The 21,361-nt window shown below is 26.1% G+C and carries 17 protein-coding genes; 5 read left to right on the forward strand and 12 right to left on the reverse strand.

Annotated elements, in window-relative coordinates; all coding sequences use genetic code 11:
- Nucleotides 1-27: 27 nt before the first annotated feature.
- Entirely contained in the window at nucleotides 28-192 is a 165-nt protein-coding gene (locus MBCUT_RS10985) for a hypothetical protein (protein WP_157082550.1), read from the reverse strand.
- Between the two features lie 628 nt (nucleotides 193-820).
- Nucleotides 821-1,297, reverse strand: coding sequence for a hypothetical protein (locus tag MBCUT_RS08075; protein ID WP_169805425.1), 477 nt, complete (start codon nucleotides 1,295-1,297; stop codon nucleotides 821-823).
- A gap of 940 nt (nucleotides 1,298-2,237) precedes the next feature.
- Between MBCUT_RS08075 and MBCUT_RS11780 the strand changes: the two genes are divergently transcribed.
- From MBCUT_RS11780 to MBCUT_RS08085, 3 genes are all read left to right on the forward strand, one after another.
- Nucleotides 2,238-2,372, forward strand: a complete 135-nt coding sequence (locus tag MBCUT_RS11780) for a hypothetical protein (protein ID WP_281177982.1) — start codon at nucleotides 2,238-2,240, stop codon at nucleotides 2,370-2,372.
- 613 nt (nucleotides 2,373-2,985) lie between these two features.
- Nucleotides 2,986-3,192: a hypothetical protein gene (locus tag MBCUT_RS08080; protein WP_067260179.1), complete on the forward strand. Its 207-nt coding sequence runs from the start codon at nucleotides 2,986-2,988 to the stop codon at nucleotides 3,190-3,192.
- Nucleotides 3,193-3,230: 38 nt separating this feature from the next.
- Complete coding sequence (locus MBCUT_RS08085) at nucleotides 3,231-3,440, forward strand: PRC-barrel domain-containing protein (protein ID WP_067260180.1); 210 nt, start codon at nucleotides 3,231-3,233, stop codon at nucleotides 3,438-3,440.
- 360 nt (nucleotides 3,441-3,800) lie between these two features.
- Here MBCUT_RS08085 and MBCUT_RS08090 read toward each other — a convergent pair whose 3' ends face one another.
- The 9 genes from MBCUT_RS08090 to MBCUT_RS08125 form a co-directional block, all read right to left on the reverse strand.
- Nucleotides 3,801-4,637 (reverse strand): CBS domain-containing protein, encoded by an 837-nt coding sequence (locus tag MBCUT_RS08090; RefSeq protein WP_067260181.1) that lies wholly within the window; start codon nucleotides 4,635-4,637, stop codon nucleotides 3,801-3,803.
- Nucleotides 4,638-5,030: 393 nt separating this feature from the next.
- A complete protein-coding gene (locus MBCUT_RS08095) occupies nucleotides 5,031-5,462 on the reverse strand; it encodes a universal stress protein (protein ID WP_067260182.1) in 432 nt (143 codons plus the stop codon).
- A 360-nt stretch (nucleotides 5,463-5,822) separates the two neighbouring features.
- Nucleotides 5,823-7,055: an amidohydrolase family protein gene (locus tag MBCUT_RS08100; RefSeq protein ID WP_067260183.1), complete on the reverse strand. Its 1,233-nt coding sequence runs from the start codon at nucleotides 7,053-7,055 to the stop codon at nucleotides 5,823-5,825.
- Between the two features lie 496 nt (nucleotides 7,056-7,551).
- On the reverse strand, nucleotides 7,552-10,251 hold the full coding sequence (locus tag MBCUT_RS08105) for a beta strand repeat-containing protein (RefSeq protein ID WP_067260184.1): 2,700 nt from the start codon (nucleotides 10,249-10,251) through the stop codon (nucleotides 7,552-7,554).
- A gap of 208 nt (nucleotides 10,252-10,459) precedes the next feature.
- Nucleotides 10,460-10,600, reverse strand: coding sequence for a hypothetical protein (locus MBCUT_RS10990; protein ID WP_157082551.1), 141 nt, complete (start codon nucleotides 10,598-10,600; stop codon nucleotides 10,460-10,462).
- A 604-nt stretch (nucleotides 10,601-11,204) separates the two neighbouring features.
- Nucleotides 11,205-12,005 carry an ABC transporter ATP-binding protein gene (locus MBCUT_RS08110; RefSeq protein ID WP_067260185.1) on the reverse strand — a complete coding sequence of 267 codons (801 nt, stop codon included), beginning with the start codon at nucleotides 12,003-12,005 and terminating at the stop codon, nucleotides 11,205-11,207.
- Between the two features lie 312 nt (nucleotides 12,006-12,317).
- A complete protein-coding gene (locus tag MBCUT_RS08115; protein WP_245634974.1) occupies nucleotides 12,318-13,301 on the reverse strand; it encodes a FecCD family ABC transporter permease in 984 nt (327 codons plus the stop codon).
- Nucleotides 13,302-13,576: 275 nt separating this feature from the next.
- Nucleotides 13,577-14,665: an iron ABC transporter substrate-binding protein gene (locus MBCUT_RS08120; protein WP_067260187.1), complete on the reverse strand. Its 1,089-nt coding sequence runs from the start codon at nucleotides 14,663-14,665 to the stop codon at nucleotides 13,577-13,579.
- A gap of 190 nt (nucleotides 14,666-14,855) precedes the next feature.
- Complete coding sequence (locus tag MBCUT_RS08125; protein ID WP_067260188.1) at nucleotides 14,856-15,686, reverse strand: class I SAM-dependent methyltransferase; 831 nt, start codon at nucleotides 15,684-15,686, stop codon at nucleotides 14,856-14,858.
- Between the two features lie 412 nt (nucleotides 15,687-16,098).
- Between MBCUT_RS08125 and MBCUT_RS08130 the strand changes: the two genes are divergently transcribed.
- A complete protein-coding gene (locus tag MBCUT_RS08130) occupies nucleotides 16,099-17,853 on the forward strand; it encodes a right-handed parallel beta-helix repeat-containing protein (protein WP_084270769.1) in 1,755 nt (584 codons plus the stop codon).
- A gap of 288 nt (nucleotides 17,854-18,141) precedes the next feature.
- Here MBCUT_RS08130 and MBCUT_RS11370 read toward each other — a convergent pair whose 3' ends face one another.
- Nucleotides 18,142-18,333, reverse strand: a complete 192-nt coding sequence (locus MBCUT_RS11370; protein ID WP_169805426.1) for a hypothetical protein — start codon at nucleotides 18,331-18,333, stop codon at nucleotides 18,142-18,144.
- On the opposite strand from MBCUT_RS11370, the gene MBCUT_RS08135 reads away from it, so the two are divergent.
- A complete protein-coding gene (locus MBCUT_RS08135; protein WP_169805427.1) occupies nucleotides 18,323-20,155 on the forward strand; it encodes a right-handed parallel beta-helix repeat-containing protein in 1,833 nt (610 codons plus the stop codon). The genes MBCUT_RS11370 and MBCUT_RS08135 overlap by 11 nt on opposite strands.
- Nucleotides 20,156-21,361 lie beyond the last annotated feature (1,206 nt).

Below are 21,361 nucleotides of genomic sequence, written 5' to 3' on the forward strand. Positions count from 1 at the left end.
AAAAACAATTAGTATACTATTAAACTATTAACTTTTAATTACTGGACAAACATACCTATAGTAATTACCCATATATAAATATATCCCTTCTACACACCTCAATACAAAAACAAAAAGAAACCACAAACCAGAACTAATTTCATAGATTACCCCCCCCCCCCCTAAACATTTAAAGAACTTAAAACCATTCACAATAAATTTAAACGCATAAAATTATCATATTCATGAAAATAAGCTATTTAACCCATCGTCTAATTTTCCACACATTTTTTCATTTAAGTAAATATCACGAAAAATCTTTAAAAAAATGAGTTATAATTCTATTATTTGTCTTATTTTACCCATTGTTTTATCCAAAACTAGCTAAAATCTCAAGTAGGATAATAACATCTACACAATCTTCAAAGAAAAAAAATTATAGTAAAAATTCATGATCTTTAGATCTTTAATGAATAATCATCAAAAAAGCATTACTATCCAAGCACATGAACAATAATAAGTGAATGAAACTAAAAAAAAAGAATATGATGTTTTATCAAAAAAATTCATGATGTTTGATTAAAGAATTATAATTTCATGTTTTTATAATAAATCTTTAATTAAAAAAATTTCTAAAAGATTTTTATAAAAAATAATGAAAAGTCGAAATCATGACAATTTTTAAGTAAAAAATATGAAAATAAATTTACATTAAAATAAATATTTTACAACACAATTATCATATCAGTATTGCAATAAAATTAAACTAATAAATTAAATATTGAATTAAAAATTATAAAAAGATTGATAAATTCTAAATTAAGTAACTTTAAATGGGATATTAAGAAGAAATAATCTCTTTTTCAATTGTTTTTTTGTCTTTTCTTCTAAAAGAGGTTACTTTAGATATTGTATTTCTACCATCAATGCCTTCAAAAGTTATGACATCTCCTAGTAATTCTAATTCTACATCATCAGCCTTTACCTTACTGATGTTTATTTCAAAATATGAAGAATTTTCAAAATTATCATTAGATTCTAAAGTATAATTAATTAATAATTTTTTATGATGAAATATTTGACTCACAGCTCTTTTTATAACAGTCACAAATAACTCTAATAATTTATCAATAACTGGCAATTCATTTTGCCAATAATAACCTAAAACTAATTTTAATTGAATTTCATGTTCAGCTATTTTATCCCCACATTTAGCTATTACAGTCAAAGTATTTTTATCAGCCTTTATTATTAGCATGAGTTTTTCTTCCATGTTGTATTTTATTATTTTTAATATTAATAAAATAATTGGTTTCACGAACTAACTATCGTTTTCTAATAAGTTCTGTGTAGCTTTATTTTCAAAGAATTTCAAACCTGTATTTAGTGAATTTACTATTATTCACAAATACGGGTGGAAATTTAATAGCTATCTTTTTTAATTAGTAATCGTGTATTTAATCTACTCTTTAAAATCTAATATTAAGAAAAAATAAGGTATTGAATATAAAATTTAAGAGGAAAAAGAAAAGAATGAATTTATAAAAAAATAAGTTATCAAATATAAATAAAAAAATAAGGTATTAAATATAAAATTTAAGAGGAAAAAGAAAAGAATGAATTTATAAAATAATTTATTTTTAATGATCAGTGCAAAAAAATAGGTTATCATAAGTGTTTGATAAAAAAACAGTTTACCAGAGTCCAAAAAAAGATAAACTGCTAATTTTTATCATATGCAAGCTCAAGTTTCATATGCATCAGAAACTTACATTATACTTATTATGTTTTTCATAAGATAAAAAAGTTTCCTAAAGAGAGTGTCCCATAATTAAGTTTTGTATGAACAAATTTGTAAAAATCACCAAGATTTTCTTTTTTTGTTTAATTTATCTTAATAATTTCTTCAAATGTTTGTAGATTTGTTTAGTGAAAAAGTAATTATGGGACACTCTCCTAAATATGAATTATCAATGGATAGTAAATTAGTAAATATAAGAATAATAAAATAAATGAAAATCCCAAAATAAAAAAACTAAATAATTTAGATATTAATCGTTTATATTTTCCTATCATTTTTCACTGCCCCCTATTCTATTTAAAACATTGAAAAAATAGCTAAAAACTTGAAAATTTTCTTGAATTGATAGTAAAACATAAATAGTAAATAAAACATACTAGTTAATAGAAAATAATTCAGGTTTAGAAAATAAAAATTTCATAAAAGAGAAACTTTTTATCACAGGGGAGGTGAAAAAATGGTTGATTTGAAAAATAAAATAAAAGATACTGTAGATAATGTTAAAAACAAAGCAAAAGATACTACACAAGATGTTAAAAATAAAGCTAAAGAAGAAGAACAAAAACATGAAGAAGAAGAAAAACATGAATAAATCTTCTTTCTATTTTTTTAAATCCACTTGAATGAAATTACATTTTCTTTAAAAGTTTATTATCTTTAATGTAATATAAATCTTGTATTTTTTATCTTCAATGCAATCTAAAACTAATCTTGTATTGCCAACTTTTTTTAATATATTTAAATAGATAATGAAATGCTTTTATAATTTGTAGAAAATTTATTGAATTTTGAAAATAAATTAAACTCTTGATATCATTTGTTTTGATTATAACATCTTAAAATTGAGTGTTATTAAAAATACAATACTTAAACATACTTCTTAATTTAATAAATTGATTAAAATTATTAATTTAAGATTATAATATTTTCAGATGATTAATTTATTAAAAACTTTATCAAACTAATTATATTTAGATTGTTAATCTTAAAATATTTTTACAATTTATAATTAAAATCACCCCCTTTATCCTTTTTAATTGAATCCTTATCATATACTATTTCTACAACTTATAATAGAAAATTATCTTTGATTTATAAATAAATAAGTTCTCATATTCGGTGAAAATTTAAATATCATAAAATAATAATGTATAACTCACCTTTTTAAACAGGGAATATTAATAAACAATAGGAGGGTATTTAAAATGAATGTATTAAGTATGTTTGGCATGGTTGTTGTTGATAATCAAAACAAAACCGTTGGCATAGTAGATGGTATTGATATTGATGAAAATAGTGGCACTATTAAAAAAGTCAAGATGTCTTTAGATCGAGGGGTATGTTCATATTCAAAAGATTCAATAAATTTTGATCAAATATGTAAAATAGCAGAATATATAACATTGGATTAAATTAAAACTCATTCTATTAAAAGTATCAAGGTGAAAAAATGAAAACAACTAGTTTAATAGGTAAGGAAGTTGTTAATTCAACTGGTAAAAGTTTAGGTATAGTTGATAATCTTGTAATTGATGAAAATACCGATCTTGTTACTGGGATAAATATAAAAGAAACAAAAGACGATGGATCATCCAAAGACCTAACACTTTTTCTTTATGAGATAAATAAGGTAGGAAACAATGTCATAGTAAAAATTTAAATTATATCAACTCTTCTTAAAAACTAAAAATTTCATTTTTATATTTTTTTTATACAATGAATTTTATAGTGTAAAACATTATTTTTTGGAAAAATTTAATATTTTTAATTTTAATTAATATGGATGTTTTTTAAAATAAAAAAAAAATCAGAGATTTTTTAACTTTATAAAAATAAAAAATTTTTTTAAAATAAAAAGTTAAAATTTATTAAATATTGAAATAAAGTATAAATATACGATTATATTATTAAATAATCTTAATTATTAATTTAAAATATAAATAAAAGAATATTTTGCATTAAAAAATTATAATTATTTTTCCAAAAATTTGGTACTATACTATTTTATAATATATGGAAATTATTTTATAATCGCTTTAATTAAATCATTAGCTCTTAGTAATCCAATTAATTCTCCTTCAATTCCAGTAATAGGTATCTGCTCGATGTTATCAACCCGCATCTTTTTAGCACAGTCCGAAACCTTAGTTTTTGTATTGGCTGTTGATACTGTAATTGAAGAAACATCTTTAACAAGTTTATCAGAAAACTTAAGATGATTTTTTTCAACATAAAGGACAGATGTACTATCCCAAGACCATTTATCCCCTTCAGTCCCAACAGTAGAATTATGCACACTTGTTTCTGATACAACCTCACTTTCATTAATAAAATCTGTTTCAGTGAGAATTCCACTCATTTTAGAATCATTATTTAAAGCAACAACACATTTAAGATTGTAAAGTCTCATTATCTCAAATGCGACATTTAATGGAGTTTTTTCCCATGTCGTTGGAACACTTTTAGTCATATAATCCCCTACAGGATCTTGAATATCCATTTCAGAAATAGCTAATGCCACTAAATCAAAAGAAGTTACTATTCCTATTAAATCCCCATCTTTAACAACAGGCATTCTTCTTATATTATTGTCAATCATTTTACGAGCTACATCTTTTACATCATCATTTAAATCAGCAACAACTATATCTCTTGACATTATTAGGGCGATCTGCTCTTCATCAGGATTCTCAATCAAATCAGACCTAGTTAAAATTCCAACTAATTTCTTAGTTCCTTCTTTAGTAACAGGTAATCCTGAAACTTTTTTCTTTCTCATCAATTCCAATGCTTTTTCACGGTTTCCAGGAACAGAAACATGAACCACTTCCTCAGAAACAATATCTTTTATTAACATAATAACACCTATAAATTAAAAATTTTTATAAATATGAAATTTTTTTTAAACAATAAAGTTAACTCATAATAACACATAAATCAATATAGCAAATATTAAGACACCAAATAAACTTAACTTAATAACACGTAACTACTACACCAAATAAACTTAACTTAATAACATGCAAGTTGGTAATTAAATAAACTTGATTACACTTAACATGAAAAATATCTCATCAAACAAACTTAATGAAAAATAGCAAAACTCCCTCATCAAATAAACTTAAGCATTAATAGCAAAAATATCTCATCAAATCAACTTAAGCATTAATAGCAAAAATATCTCATCAAATCAACTTAAGCATTAATAACAGAAATATTCCAATAAATAATTAATGTATGTTGAAATTAATTATTGTGCAAGCAAAACAGAACATTTTGCAGCTTTAACAACTTTTTCAGCTACACTACCCATAATGAATTTATCAAACCCACTTTTTCCAGAGCTTCCCATAATCACGAGATCAATATTTTCTTTAGTTATGTTATCTAAAATTACTTCAGCAGGAGAACCTTCATCTACTTTTAAAGTCATTTTAACATTACTATTTGCCTCTTCTCTAATCTTTTCAACTCTTTGAAGATTTTTTTCACTTTCTTTTTTAAGTAATTGATTAATATGAAAAATTGTATCATCAGAAGGAAGACCTATTGAAAAACTCGTTTCAACTACACTTAAAGCTATTATTTCTGCCCCACTTGCTTCTGCAATAAACAAAGCATGTTTTTCTGCTTTTTCCGCAAATTCTGAACCATCCGTTGGTAATAATATTTTGTTATACATTATATTCCTCATTGACTAAATTAAATCTTACTATGAAATTTAAAAAATTCTAAACATTATAAAATTTAAAAATATATTTAGAAATTTAAAACATTATTACAAATATTTGTTTTTATTTCATATATAGATATATAGTCATTATCTTTTTTGATTAAATTAAAAATATTCATAAAAATATCATTTAAAAATATTCATACTTACCATTATTAAATAATAAATAAAATACCAGAATACTCATAAATAACATATAAAAATGATAAATAAAATACCAGAATATTCATAAATAACATATAAAAATGATAAATAAAATACCAGAATATTCATAAATAATATATAAAAATGATAAATAAAATAGTAGAACTAATTTAATTTGTTCATTTCAACAATAGCATTTCTGTTTATCATGCATAGTATATCTTTTGTTTCTGTTCTATTAATTAAGCTAAGATAAGGATTTTTGGAAGATTTTTTAGCTATTATCAATTCAGCATTAGCATTTTCTTTAATGGCTGATTTATTAATATTACTAATTTTATTATTTTCTTTATTGTTTTTATTATTATTTTTATCAATCATCTGAGTAAGGATTAATGAGTCATCAACACATGCATTTGTTGTCACCATTTTTAAGATTTCTCGTGGGTCTATGTATTCCTTGAAAAATGCTCTTATAATTTTAAAAGTATATTCCAATTCTCTAAAAATATTGGGGGAATTTATCATTATATTATCAGTACCAATCAATGGTTTTATTCCTTTTTCCAACATCTTAAGAATTGGTGGAATTCCATTTGAAAATGCACCATTTGAACGAGGACAAAGAACTAAATTTTTATGATTTTGGGCTATTAAATCTAGATCTCCATTTATGGGAGAAGTAACATGGACTAATTGATTAAATCCACAATCAATAGCTCTTTCAACTTCAGTTTTTCCTGTAGTTTCAATTGAAGCCTCTTGAAGTTTTTCATATTCCGCTGCATGAATTGAAGATATTTTCCCTTTTTTTTCACACTCAATAGCTATTAATTCACCAATTTCATCAGTCATTTCCCCAAAACCACTTGGAGCTATTCCATCACAGTGTTTTAATAGTTTCCGAATAGCTATTTTTACTTTAGACATATTAGGATCGTCTTCATGAAAAATACTATCCCTGCCTAAAATTATCGGATTGATTGGAATATCAGAAGCAGCTTCTTTTAGAAGATTTATTCCAGCTATTCCTCCCTCCCTATAGTCAATAAAATGAGTTGTTCCAGTTTCAAACATATGCATCATAGTTTTCTTCATAGCCATTATCAATTCATCATCAGATGCTTCTTGAAGTGCAATGTGTTTGATTCCATGAGGAGGTTTTACAATTTCCTCGATAGATTTCCCCTCACATTCATCTTTTATTATAGAATCTCCAACATGAGTATGACCATTTAAAAAACTCGGACAAACAACACAATCAGTAGCATCTATGATTTCTCCTTCCATAACATCACTAGAAACTTCTAAAATCTTCCCATCATCGATTAAAATGTTTGTATTTTTAGCTATTAAGTCATGACCATATAAAACTGTTCCATTAGCTATTGTTATCATTGAATATATTTATGAATCAACTGGTATTTAATTTTAAGTAAAAAAATTTGATAATGAAAAAATTTGATAAAGAAGATGAAAAAATTACTATATAGTTTATTACCTAATTTTTTTCTAAATATTCTTCTTCTCAGTTTTTGAAATAAGATTTTCTATCTACTTCTTCGTGAAATCTATTCTTAAATATTAATAGTATTTAGAAAGTTCTAAATCACTTTTTTCAAAAATGATTTTTTTGGTTTCAGCACCACCCTGATTTTTTTAGCACTTTCAAAATTTTAATAAAAATTATTCTTATATAATATTATAAATTTCCTATAATCAGTGAATTTGGATTATTTTTTGTATAATGAAATTTATTAATGTTTTAATAAGATGAAAATGAATAAATGTTAATTAAATTATGAAATAAAGGAAAAAAAGAATGTTTGGAAAGAATATTATATTAATTAATTTCTTTCCAAAAAAATAGATAACACAAAAACAATTTATTTTTTTAGGCTTTTCTGTATACTGTTATTTTGAGTTTAGCTATTTTGTTGTGTGCTAGGTTTTTGACTATTGTTTTTAGTATTTTGGATGCTTTGTTGTAGTTGTATTTGGTGTTTTTTGTTGTTTGTATTTTGTAGATTTTGTGTTTTTTGAGTATTTTTTTGAGTGATTTTGTGAATGTCTTTGTGCCTGTTTTTTCTCCGTAGTTTTTGATTGAGTATGTTATGTAGTAGATTTTGTAGTTTTTGGTCTTTTTTGAAGTTGTTTTTTTGCTGTAAACTTTTATTTTTGTTGGTGTTAGTGGTTTGTTAACATTTAGGGTTTTTGTTATACTTGTTGATTCTTTGAATGTGTATTTTCCTGTGTTGTTGGTTATTGTTGTTTGTTGGGTTTTTGCATATACGCTGTAGTTGGCTGTTTTTGGTACTGTGTAAGTGAATCTTGCTTCGCCGTATTTATCTGTTGTTGCTGAGCCTACTTGTTTACCATTAACATAGAAATAAACTTTTTTACCAGATAATAGTTCATCTGTATCTTTTCTTGTGACTGTTGCTGTTATTGTGATTTGTCCATTACCTGAAACAACAGTTAATGTAGTACTAGTTTCATAAGTTACATCAACGGTTATATTACTGTTGTTCTCTGATTCGGTGTTATTATTACCTGTATTGGATACGATATCTCCGGTGTTATTGGTTGAGTTAGTATTGTTGATAGTTACATTGTTGTTGTCGCCTTCATTGGTGATTAGTCCGTCTTTTGCTGTGTTATTAGTTATAGTAGAGTTGTCGACTGTGATTTTGTTATTATCACCTTCACTTTTTAATATTCCGTCGTTATTGCCTGATAAATTGGTGTTATCTATAGCTATTTCGTTTTCATCACCAGTACTACTGATTGCTCCACCTTCTCGTGCGGTGTTGTTAGTTGCTGTTGAATTATCCAAAATAATAACATTATTATCACCATTGCTGTTGATTACTCCACCTTTATTTATAGCGTTATTGTTGTTGAAATCAGTGTTATTAGCTGTTAGGTTATTCTTTGCACCGTTGCTGTTGATTGCTCCACCGTTTTTAGCAGAGTTATTGTTGAATGTAGAGTTGTTAATATTAGTCTCGTGGGATTCGCCATTGATGTCTATTGCTCCACCACTAGAAGTAGCAGAGTTATTTTCAAACAATGAATTATCTATATTGATTTCAGCTTCTTCACCATTAATATCTAATGCTCCACCAATCTTAGCGCTATTATTCACCAAAGCACTACCTTCAATATTAATAGTCTGATTAGTACCACTAGCATATAATGCTCCACCTTCTTTAACAGCACTATTATCACTTATAATACTATCCTTAATAGTAAGCACATTATTATCACCAGTGAAACCTATTCCACCACCATTAATACCAGCAGAATTATTAACTACAGTAACATTATCCAAAACACTATTACTACCATCACCAACAATACGCAAAGCACCATGAGTATTAGATGCAGTATTGTTTTTGAATACTGAATTTCTTAAAGTATTAGTAGAACCAACTCCAATTAGAGTTAAAGCACCATAACTATCACTAATTGCAGCATTGTTTTCAAAAGTACAATTATCAACCAAATTAATACTACTCTCTCCACCTAGAGCTGACGCACCATAACTATTACTTGCAGTATTGTTTTTGAATACTGAATTTCTTAAAGTATTAGTAGAACCAACTCCATCAATACGTAAAGCACCATAACTAGAACCTGCAGTGTTATTTTCAAAAGTACAATTATCAACCAAATTAACACTATTAACTCCAAGTATATATACAGCACCATAATTATTACTTGCTTTATTATTTTTGAATACTGAATTTCTTAAAGTATTAGTAGAACCATCTCCATCCATAACTAAAGCACCAATACTACCAGTACTTGCAGTGTTGTTTTCAAAAGTACAATTATCAACCAAATTAGTGCTACTAATTCCAACTAGAGATACACAATAACCAACACTTGCATTGTTGTTTTTGAATACTGAATTTCTTAAAGTATTAGTAGAACCTTCTCCAGACATACGTAAAGCACCATAATTATTACCTGCAGTGTTGTTTTCAAAAGTACAGTTATCAACCAAATTAACACTATTAACTCCACCTAAAACTACAGCAGCATAACTATTACTTGCAGTATTGTTTATGAACACTGAATTTTCGACAGTACTGCTAGAACCAACCCTATCCACATAGATTACTCCACCATTATTTGTTACGGTGTTGTTTTCGAATCTACAGTCAGTTATGGTTAATATAGTGTTATCTCCATTTGAAAAAATTACACCGCCACTACCAGTGCCATTCCCGTTTATGAAGGTTATGTTTATCAATGTTAAATTGATTCCTGCACTTATTGAGAATGCTCGTCCACTGTTTTCCATGTCGATTATTGCTCCACCTTTGTTCACGGCAGCTATTGTCATATTTTTGTTGACTGTTAGAGCTTTATTACCTGTTCCTGAATATACACCATCTTCTAAGTACAGCGTATCACCAGCATTAAAGCTACCATTGTTGATTGATGCATCTCGTATATTACCAGTAGTGTTATCAATAGTAACTTCTGCTGCGTTTGTTGTGTCGATTAAAGAAAAAGCGCCAATAGCTATTATTGCGGAAATTATCAAAAATGTCGATAATTTCTTAAATTCATTTTTATACATAGTATAAATTCACCTCAATATTTTTTTTATTTAATTAATATATCGAACCGTGTTTTTACTTAAATATCTAATATTCAATATAACGCCAGCTATTAGTTAAAAACTAAAAAACGTTTAACAATCATCACCTACTAACTAACATCTCATAAATAATAAATGAAAAAAATTTGTTAGTTACTGAAAGAACAGTTAGTATCCTATTAAACTATTAACTTTTAATTACTGGACAAACATACTTATAGTAATTACCCATATATAAAGATATCACTTCTACACACTCCAATACCAAAACAAGAAGAAACCACAACCCAGAACTAATTCCATAAACTACCCCCCCCCCCCTAAACATATAAAGAACTTAAAACCATCCACACAAAAATTAAACACAAAAAACTATCTTTTTCACAAAAATAAGACATCTGATCCATCAACGGATTTTCCACCTATTCTTCTATTATAAAGAATAATAATAACCACAATAGCAAAATACTACGATTTAAAAATATACAAAAATAAGAAGGCAAAGAAAAAAAGAGTATTCTACCAACATGTAAATAATTACACAAAAAAGGATATTCACCATAATCTAGCTACAGACTAATAAGGCACTACTCCACCAAATACCAAGACTCAATAGCTCAAAAAAAATCGAAAAAATTATAATCTATAGAACATATATTAATATCATGGGCAATTGATTTTGTTTTCACACCAGAATCTTATCCACACCTATATACAAATTTAACGAATTATTAACAAGTTTTTCACGAAATATAGCATATATTATCTGTAAAAAACTCATCAAAATGAAATTCGAGCTCTAAAATAGAGAACAATTCCATGTTGAAAATCATGAAAAAATCGAAACAATCCCAATTGTTTTAAAAAGTTTAATTTTTTAATTTTAGAAAAAATAATAAAATTCATAAAATAGGTAAATATTATAGAAATGATCAGAAATCAAAGTCTAATGATTGATTAGGTGATTTTATTGGAACACAAATTTTTTGATTATCAGAAATTTCAATTAAATTTATATCAATTCCATAAGCTTTTTTTAGATTATCTTGAGTTATGACATCGTTTGGATTTCCAAAATCTATAAAGGACTTGTTTTTCATAATAGCTACTTTATTAGAAGTTGAAAAAGCATGGTCTGGAAAATGAGATGACATGATAATAGCTAATCCCATTTCAGACAATTTATCAATTATTTCTAAAAGTCTTATTTGATTTCCAAAATCAAGATGCGATGTTGGTTCATCTAAAATAAGTAAATCTGGCTCTTGTGCTAATACTCTAGCTAAAAAAACTAATTGTCTTTCTCCTCCACTTAATGTACTATATTCCCTGTCTTTAATATATGACATTCCAAGGTTTTTCAGAGCTGTTTCAGCTATTTTAATATCTTTTTCTTTAGGAGAATCGGTTAAATTGATATAAGGTGCCCTACCCATTAAAACAACATCCAAGACAGAAAATGGGAATGTTACAACATGTCCTTGAGGAATGTATCCTATTATTTTAGATATTTCAGTATAAGAGAACTCCTTTATATTTTTCCCTTCAATTAGTACATTGCCATTATTAGGTGTGTATATTCCATTTAAACATTTTAATAAAGTTGTTTTTCCAGTTCCATTAGGACCTAAAATGCAAAAAACATCTCCTTTATCAATAGTGAAATTGATATCCTCAAAAATGTTATTATTATCTTCATATGCAAAAGAGAGATTTTCAGCTTCCATGATCATTAAATCACCATTTAAACTATAGTATTAATATCAATGATATAAATTAATATCAATAATATTCCTATGATTATTGTATATTAATTCTATTATTACCAATATTCTAAAAATTATTATTATAGATTAATTCCATTATTACTCATATTCTAAAAATTATTATTATTATAGATTAATTCCATTATTATTCATATCTTAGAAATTATTATTATTATTATTATTATTATTATTAAATGCATTAATTTATTTTTATGTATGATATTTATATAGAATTTTAAATATGATATCATTTAAGTACTACATTCATAGTTTAGAATATTATGACCACTGCGAATAGCCTTTCCTAAGTAGATATAAGAATATTGGAACACCTATTATTGCAGTTAATATTCCAATTGGCATTTCAATTGGAGAAGCTGTTCTTACAACATTATCAATTAACAATAAAAAGCTTGCACCTATACTTAAACTTGCAGGAAGCAAGATTTTGTGATTTGGACCTACTAACATACGAGTTATGTGAGGAACAAGTAATCCAACCCAACCAATAATACCACTTATAGAAACTGAAGCAGCAGTTACTAACGTACAGGCAATAATGATGATAAATCTAAGTCTTGAAGGGTGAACACCTAAAGATTGGGCTTCTTCATCACCCATAGCTAATAAATTCAGTCTCCATCTTAATACTAACAAAACAGCTATTCCTATTACAATTGGACCTACTATAACCAGTAATTTATCCATAGTTACAGCAGATAAACTACCCATGAGCCAATAAACAATTTGAGGCAGTTTATCATTTGGATCAGCTATAAATTTAGCTCCAGATATCAAAGCATTGAATAGTGCAGATATTGCAACTCCACAGAGAACTAAAACTAGAATTCCTCCTGTTTTATAGCTTTTAGATATTGAGTAAGTTATGGAAACAGAGAGCATTCCGAAGATAAACGAAAATAGCTGAACTAACAAATTTCCTCCTGAAACAAGTATAGCTAGTGCTGCACCAAATCCTGCTCCATTAGATACTCCCAATATATCCGGAGATACCAGTGGATTTTTGAATATTCCTTGAAAAGCAGCTCCAGCAATAGCTAAAGATGCTCCAACTAGCATAGCAGCTATTATTCTAGGCAATCGAATATCAAAAACTATAGATGATACCGATGAAGAAACAGCTAAATTATGATTTATTGGACTTAAAAGAGTTAAAATCACTTCAATGGGAGTTATTGGATATCTCCCTAATAAAAATGAAGAAAAAAATAAAATAATAGGAAGTAACACTAAAATAAACATTGCTACATAATAATTTGAATCTCTCATATAAATCTAAATCCTAATAAGTATAAACCTAAATCTTAATAAATATAAATCTGAATCCTAATAAGTATAAACCTAAATATTTTAATCAAACATACCAGTAAATGGCTAATAAACAACTAACTAATAAATAAATAATAATTAGTTAGTAAATAGCTAATAAAATAGTTATTAACTAATAAGTAGCTAATAAAATAGTTACTAACTAATAACTAGCTAATGAAATACTTATTAACTAATAACTAGCTATTTTACATATTTTCTTCTTTGAGTCCACTATTCTTAAGAATAGATAAAACATCAATATCACTTAAATCATAATTATAAAAATCTCTATAAAATTCTTTGGTTATTTTTTTAAGATCTATATCATTGTATTTATCTGGATAAAGAACTTTAGCAGTCCAAGGAATTCCAATTATGATGTTTGCACCAGGCGGTCTATCAAACCATTTAAATGGAGATGAAGGAGATAAATAAACTTGTTTATTTTTTACTGCATCAATATTTGCCCATTTTGAATTGGTGTATACACTATCATAAAATTCTGAATCTGTGGTTATTATAACTTCAGGATTCCAATTGATTACTTGTTCCATAGAAACTTCTACTTGTCCAACTCCATCTTGTAATTGAACATCAGCTACATTTTTCCCACCACATATATCAATCAATTGTCCATGAAGTGAGCCACTAGGATCTGTTTGAAGACCTTCTTCTCCTTCAGCATAATAAACTTTCTTTTTCTCATTTTCTGGGATGGAATTAGTAACACTCTCGGTTTTATCTAGATAAGTATTAGTAAAATCAACGAGTTTATTTGCTCTTTCTTCAGCCCCTAATAATTTTCCCATAAATTCAATTGAAGGAACTATTTTTGTAACATCGGAATTATCTGTAACACCTATAACAGGAATAGTCCCAAACTTTTCTTGTCGTTCATTAACTGTGCTTAAATCAACACCCATGGCCCCCTCAATTATAATGTCTGGACCAGAGGCAATTATTTCTTCATAATTTCCATCTTGTCTTCCAAACCATCCACCAACAACAGGTAGATTTCTATAAGCATCCGCAACATATTTCAACTCAGTATCACTCCAGGCAAAATTTATACCAACTAATTTATCTGGAGCTATCATATAAACCATTGTAGTCATCGGTGGAGAAGTAGCTACTACATTTTCAACATTTCCAGGAACTACAACAGTCCTGCCAACCATATCAGCTATAGTCAAATTACTGTCTTGAGAAAGAGAACTAGAATCGAAATAATACGCAATTCCTACTCCAATAACTACTAAAATAGCTATTAACGGTAATATAATCTTTTTATTCATTAGTACGCCTCTTTTTATTAGTAACTTTGAATAATTATTCCGCGATAGTCAGTTTATAATATGATTATAAATAATAATCATTATTAAAATAAATTATAATAATAATAATCATTGTTAAGTAAATTATAATAATAATTGTTAAATAAATTTATTATAAAAATGAATATAATTAATTAATTCATGGAAAAAGCTATTTTTTCCACCACATTAAAACTAAATCGGCTTTATCATTAATATTTTCTAATTTTCCATCTTCAGGGTTTTTATGGAGATTTTCTTCTAAAAATGGTCTTATTTTCCCTATTTCTTCTTCTGTTAATTTTCCAGATTTCCATTTCATTCGAATGAAAGCATCCTCTATATCATCATATTTCCTGTTACCTACCAAATCAAAATTTTCAATATTTGGATAGATTCCTAAGCTAATTAGCAAATTAAACAAATAATCATAAGGAGCAAAATCAGGATATTTTTTACCAATAGAATCAAAGAATTTTTTCTCTAACAACCAGTTATTTCTTCCAAAAACAACTAAAAAAACGTATTTATTAGCTATTTCATTCATGTTAAGGATAACTTCTTTAATATCATGAATACCCATTAATGAACGTGAAGATAAAACAACATCATATCTCCCTACAGACTTAACATTAGCATCCTCTATCTCCATTTCAAGAATATCAATATTATCAATGCTATCATGTTCACACCTTTGACGAAGTAACTCCAACATCATTTCAGAAGAATCAAGTGCAGTTACCTTAGCCACCTTCTCAGCCACCAATGATGTAACAGCTCCCTCACCACTTCCTAAATCAATTACAGTATTATTCTTATCTAAAATCAATTTTGGTATCAATTTTTCGTGAAATTCATCCTTTACAGCTATTTTTTCAAAGTGGACTGGGTTTGTATTCTTATCCCAATGTTTTTTTTGATTTCTTTTAGGACCAACTTCTTTTTGCCAAGCCTTTTCCCAATTAATATCATCTAAATTTTGTATACAATCATTAGAATTCATATTGATAAACCTCTCTAAATATAACAGTAAATAATCAGTGAAATTTCATATACGCATTATTAATAATTTATTGAAATATACTAATTACGAAATGCATTATGTTAATAATTATATTAATATAATTTAAATATATCTATTTAATTATTATACTTTCTCATTAAATAGCTAATACAGAAAGATATTTTAGCATACTTTTATTTTAAAAGTTATTAACAAAAATCAAGTCGAAATGTATATATATACTTAACGATAAACTATTCTATCAACAGTTAGATAGTATACAAATTAGTCATTCTTCATATTCATTTATTAGATTCTTAATTTTCGTTGAAAACTAGTTTGTGAATATCTTCTGTGAAAAATAAGAACTAAATGATCAAATAATATCATTTAGATAAATATTATTAAGGAGATGATTAAAATAAAGATTAAAAAAACGAAGCTGATGTTTTTGCTAGTCTTATTCATAGCAATAGGAACCTTAACAACATCATCTGTATCTGCAGCTGATAAGCAAGTGACAGTTGGAATGACTTCTGCTCAGATTCAAGCAATTTTAGACTCTGCAGAAGCAGGAGATATAATTCATGTTGCTGCAGGAGTATATAATGATATTGCCCTAACTATTAATAAAGCTGTAACCATTTTAGGTCATGGTGCAACATTCACAGGTAGTTCTACTAACAACACACCGATATTTGCTCTTGTTTCTGGTAACGATACTAGCTTATACAAAGATATTTCAATATCAAATCTAGTTTTAGAAGCAATGACTGCAATAACTGTTAGAGGAGGTAGTAATATCACCTTAGAGAATCTCACCCTAATTGGTGTCAGTGAGAATAATGGAACTGGTATAGATGCACGAAATGGGGTAAATGGACTTACAATAAACAATGTTGATGCTAGTGGCTTCCGTGACGCTGTGGGCGTTGGTGGAGGAAATAATACACTTATTAACAATAGCTATTTCCACGATTTAGGAAGAAATGGTATGTCCTTTTTCCAAAATTCAGGTAATATAAAAGTTACAAACAATAACATTACTAATTCACAATTTGGTATATACTTTGGAGGAGGAGTCCAAGATATAATAATTGATGGAAATAACATAACTAACATAAGTAATGTAGCAATAGCTCTTGTTAAAGCTGCAAATAGTGCAACCATTATAAACAATGCTATTGATGGTAATGCTATAGGTATTATTATTAAAGCTGGAGATACTAGCCATGGTGCTCCAAGTCAAGTGAATGATATAATTATTTTAAATAACTCTATTCAAAATAATGCATTAATTGGAATATTGTTAGAAAATTTACCTGAAAGCAAAGTAGGTAAAGAAGTAATTATTGGTGATGACAATGTTTTCGGTGGAAATGGCTATGGATATCGTGATGCTAATGGATGGGATCCATCAGAATGGACTACTGCAATCGGAAGTTCATTTGACATAGTGAAAAATTATTATGAAGAGGATAGTCCTGTTCTAAAAAGTAATGTTTCAATATCCAATACCATCAATAAACAAGTGGTTAAAAATGGAGAAAAAACAGTTTACACCATAACTGTTAAAAATACAGGAAACGGATCTTCTGATAAAATTACCGTAGGTACTGGAGTTTCATCTAGCTATGCAAATGTAGCTGTTCAATATAAAGCTTCAGAAAGTTCCTATGCTAACAATCAATGGACAATAAACAGTTTAGGTGCTGGAGATACTGCAGTATTAGTTTTAGAATTGACAACTAAAAAATCAGGATCTACAAACATAATTTCCTCTTTAAAAACTGATAATACTACAATAAATACAAATAGTCAAAAATTAACCATAAATAAAGATATAAAATTATCCTACAGCAATAAATTAGCTAGTTCCAAAATTAAAAAAGGTAAATCAACAACTTTATCTACAACCATCAAAAATTCTGGTAAAGATAAATCCAACAAAGTATCTGTGAAAATAACATTACCAAAAGGTGTTAAAGTTGCTGCAACAAATTATAAAGCACAGTTTAACAAAAAAACAGGACAATGGACTATTGAAGTTCCAGCAGGTAAAACCATTAAATTAAGTATGAAAATATCTGGAACTGCTAAAGGAACTAAAAATATAGTCTTTAATGTAAATGGTAAAACACAGGCTAAGAAATTAGTAGTAGTTTAAATAACTTAAAAAGAGTGTGAATTACTACATACTCTTATTTTTTTATTTTTAATATAATATAACTTAATAATTAATTTTGATAAAATAATAAAATTTATAACTTAATAATTAATTTTGATAAAATAATAAAATTAAAAATTAGAAATATTAAAAATATATATTTTAGATAATTTAGTTATATACTTATTATCTAATAAATATATTTTAGATAATTTATTTATATACTTATTATCTAATAAATATATTTTAGATAATTTAGTTATATACTTATTATCTAATAAATATATTTTAGGTATTCATATTAAAATAATTCACAATATTATTAAGTATAAAAGGAGGGATTAAAATATCTTCAAAAAGAAGAATTCTTCTATTGGGTCTGATTTTTAGTATTTTATTTTTATCTTCATCCATGATATCAAATACTTCATATGCAGCCACATGGATAATAGATTTTCCAGATGCTGGAATGCCTATCAATATAGACAGGATACAAAATATCATTGATATTAATGCTACTGATGGAGATACCTTATTGTTTAAAGGAACTTCTTATAGTCACTTATATTTGTTAATAAATAAATCACTTAATATCATCAGCGAAGTTGGCACCAAAATAACTGGATGTCCTCAAAATCCTAATGAACAAAAGGCTATTTTTGTAATAAATGAAGGAGGAAGTGGTACCAACATTTCTGGATTTAATATTACATCTACTCCTGAGAATAGTACTGCAATATTCATAACTAATAGCTCTAATGTAACTATCAAAAATAATACTATCACAGGCAATGGAACTGGTGTTAAAGTAAATACTAGTACAAATGTAACAGTTAATAATAACACAATTACAAATTCCAAAACTGGAATAAATATAACTGATTCTAATAATACAAAAATAATTAATAATACCATTACTGGTAATGAAGAAGGAATTAGATTTTCTGGAAACACAAGCAATAGTGAAATAAGTAAAAATAATATTTCAAAAAATAAAGAATATGGAATTATGTTTGAAGGACCAGAAATAAACACTCATAGAAATGTGAAAATAAATTATAATTATATAAATGATAATGAACATAACTCTGGAATATATATCAATAGTAGTTATCCAAATATGAATATTTCAAGTAATATGATAACAAACAATGGAAGACATGGAATATGCATGGATTATGGTGCTAATAAAACTGGAAACCCAATTATCGAATACAACTATATACTGGGAAATAAAGGATTCAATGACTTTGCAATACAAAGAATCAATACTTCTGATGATGATAGACTCCCATTAACAATAGGCTACAATTTCTATGGTACTTCTTCAAGAAGTTTATTACCATTATGTGCAAAAACAGATACTGGAATTATATACACTAAATTAGAAAAAATATCAAATGGACTATATAAAATATCATATCTCACAGCTGATACTAACACTTTAGTAAAAGAAATGATAGCCCATGATGTAAAAGTTTATCTTAATGATGAGTTTAAAAATGTTCTAGTTTCCAATGGGGCAGGTATTGTTGATTTTAGAGAATCCAATTTTAAATCTAGTGGAAATGAAGTTTATACCTATTATAAATATAAAGAATCTATTCAAGTAAAAGAAAGTGATATTCCAAAAAAATCAATCAATATTTCAACGACTATAAATTCTAACAAGATTAAGAATGGAGCAACAGCTAAATATACTGTTACTGTTAAAAATAATGGTGATAAGAAAATAAAAAATATAAATATAAGTAAGATGATTCCTAATTTTAATGTTTACAATTATAATGTCAATATAGGAACATTCAACAAGAAAACAGGTATTTGGACTATCCCTTTATTGAATGCAGGAGAAATAGCTACATTAAATATTTTTATTGTTCCAAATAAGGCCAATACATACAAAACTAAAGCAGTGTTAACTGGAGATGGGTTTAATATAGAGTCAAATCAGCTCTCTATGAAAGTTGAGGACTATGTGAAGATTTTATCAACCAATAAGATAAGTGCAAAAACAATTAAAAGGAATAAATCAACTTATTTAATATCTACACTTAAGAATACTGGAACCTTATCTTCAAAATATCTAAAAATATCTATAAAGTTGCCTAAAAATCTCAAATTGGTAAATATTAACTATAAAAAATATTTCAACAAAAAAACTAATCAGTGGAAAATTAAAGTTCCTATGAAGAAAACGTTGATATTAAAAATGAAAATTAAAGGAATAAAAAAAAGTACAAATAAAATAACTTTTAATATAAATGGTAAAAAACAGACAAAAAAGTTAAGAGTATTATAATGTAATAATACTAAGTAAAACATGCACTGATTACCAATACTAAGTAAAACATGCACTGATTACCAATACTAAGTAAAACATGCACTGATTACCAATACTAAGTAAAACATGCACTGATTACCAATACTAAGTAAAACATGCACTGATTTTTATTTAATCAATTTATTTATACTTTTCTTTATCTTATTAAATTTATTATTTATATTAACATTCATATTAACTTATTATAATTCTGTTATAGTATTTCTGGAAAGGTTCTTAGGCAATGTCTAGAATCCTGCTGATGAAAAGATTCAGTATTAATAATTCCTATTTGATAATACTTCAAAAGTAGCTATTTGCACTTTATTTTAAAGATAAAAATTAAAATAACAATTTTTTCAAAATTATTAAATTTTTCATATTCATTAAAAATTTGTCTATCAGCAGAATTTTAGACAAAGCCGTTCTTAAATTTTAAAAATAAATTAAACTCTCAATATCATTTATTTTCAATTATAATATCTTAAAATTGATTATTATTAAAAATATATTATTTAAACATGATTATTAATATTAGTAAATTGATTAAAATTATTAAATTAGAATTAGAATATTTAAACATAGTTATTAATTAATAAATTGATTAAAATTATTAAATTAGAATTATAATTATACTTAAACATGATTATTAATATTAGTAAATTGATTAAAATTATTAAATTAGAATTATATTATTTAAACATAGTTATTAATTTAATAAATTGATTAAAATTATTAAATTAGAATTATAATATTTTTTCATATGATTTATCTATTAAGAACCTTATCAAAATAACTATCTTTCATTAAATTCATCATAAATTCTTTATAATTTTCTGTATCTTATTAAATTTTTTATTATAGTCAAGCACGAATTTTTAGCAATAATTATATTTTCTATTTAGTTGATATGTCTTTATTTTCAATATAAAGAATAAAATAAGCTAATTGGAATTTATTAATATTGCCAAAAAATCGGTTTTTCGACTATATTTGTATTAAGTATTATTGATTTTTTGAACAATATGAAAATCTGTACATAACTATTATATATGAGAAATATATATAAATATTTAATAGTTATTAAGAATTTTAGAAAGGATGTAGCCTAATATTATAATTTTAAATGGGTTTTATTTGGTCAAAAAGTGCTATAAATAGCTATATCCTCTAAATTATCTTATT

Source organism: Methanobrevibacter cuticularis, assembly GCF_001639285.1.
Classification (GTDB): Archaea; Methanobacteriota; Methanobacteria; order Methanobacteriales; family Methanobacteriaceae; genus Methanobaculum; species Methanobaculum cuticulare.

Excerpts from the sequence above, each read along its gene's own strand:
- MBCUT_RS08095 (WP_067260182.1), bottom strand. The coding sequence starts at position 5,462 with ATGTATAACAAAATATTATTACCAACGGATGGTTCAGAATTTGCGGAA.
- MBCUT_RS08080 (WP_067260179.1), top strand. The coding sequence starts at position 2,986 with ATGAATGTATTAAGTATGTTTGGCATGGTTGTTGTTGATAATCAAAAC.
- MBCUT_RS08085 (WP_067260180.1), top strand. The coding sequence starts at position 3,231 with ATGAAAACAACTAGTTTAATAGGTAAGGAAGTTGTTAATTCAACTGGT.
- MBCUT_RS08115 (WP_245634974.1), bottom strand. The coding sequence starts at position 13,301 with ATGTTTATTTTAGTGTTACTTCCTATTATTTTATTTTTTTCTTCATTT.
- MBCUT_RS08110 (WP_067260185.1), bottom strand. The coding sequence starts at position 12,005 with ATGATCATGGAAGCTGAAAATCTCTCTTTTGCATATGAAGATAATAAT.
- MBCUT_RS08125 (WP_067260188.1), bottom strand. The coding sequence starts at position 15,686 with ATGAATTCTAATGATTGTATACAAAATTTAGATGATATTAATTGGGAA.
- MBCUT_RS08130 (WP_084270769.1), top strand. The coding sequence starts at position 16,099 with ATGATTAAAATAAAGATTAAAAAAACGAAGCTGATGTTTTTGCTAGTC.
- MBCUT_RS08100 (WP_067260183.1), bottom strand. The coding sequence starts at position 7,055 with ATGATAACAATAGCTAATGGAACAGTTTTATATGGTCATGACTTAATA.
- MBCUT_RS08105 (WP_067260184.1), bottom strand. The coding sequence starts at position 10,251 with ATGTATAAAAATGAATTTAAGAAATTATCGACATTTTTGATAATTTCC.
- MBCUT_RS10990 (WP_157082551.1), bottom strand. The coding sequence starts at position 10,600 with ATGTTTAGGGGGGGGGGGGTAGTTTATGGAATTAGTTCTGGGTTGTGG.
- MBCUT_RS08120 (WP_067260187.1), bottom strand. The coding sequence starts at position 14,665 with ATGAATAAAAAGATTATATTACCGTTAATAGCTATTTTAGTAGTTATT.
- MBCUT_RS08090 (WP_067260181.1), bottom strand. The coding sequence starts at position 4,637 with ATGTTAATAAAAGATATTGTTTCTGAGGAAGTGGTTCATGTTTCTGTT.
- MBCUT_RS11780 (WP_281177982.1), top strand. The coding sequence starts at position 2,238 with ATGGTTGATTTGAAAAATAAAATAAAAGATACTGTAGATAATGTTAAA.
- MBCUT_RS08135 (WP_169805427.1), top strand. The coding sequence starts at position 18,323 with ATGCCTATCAATATAGACAGGATACAAAATATCATTGATATTAATGCT.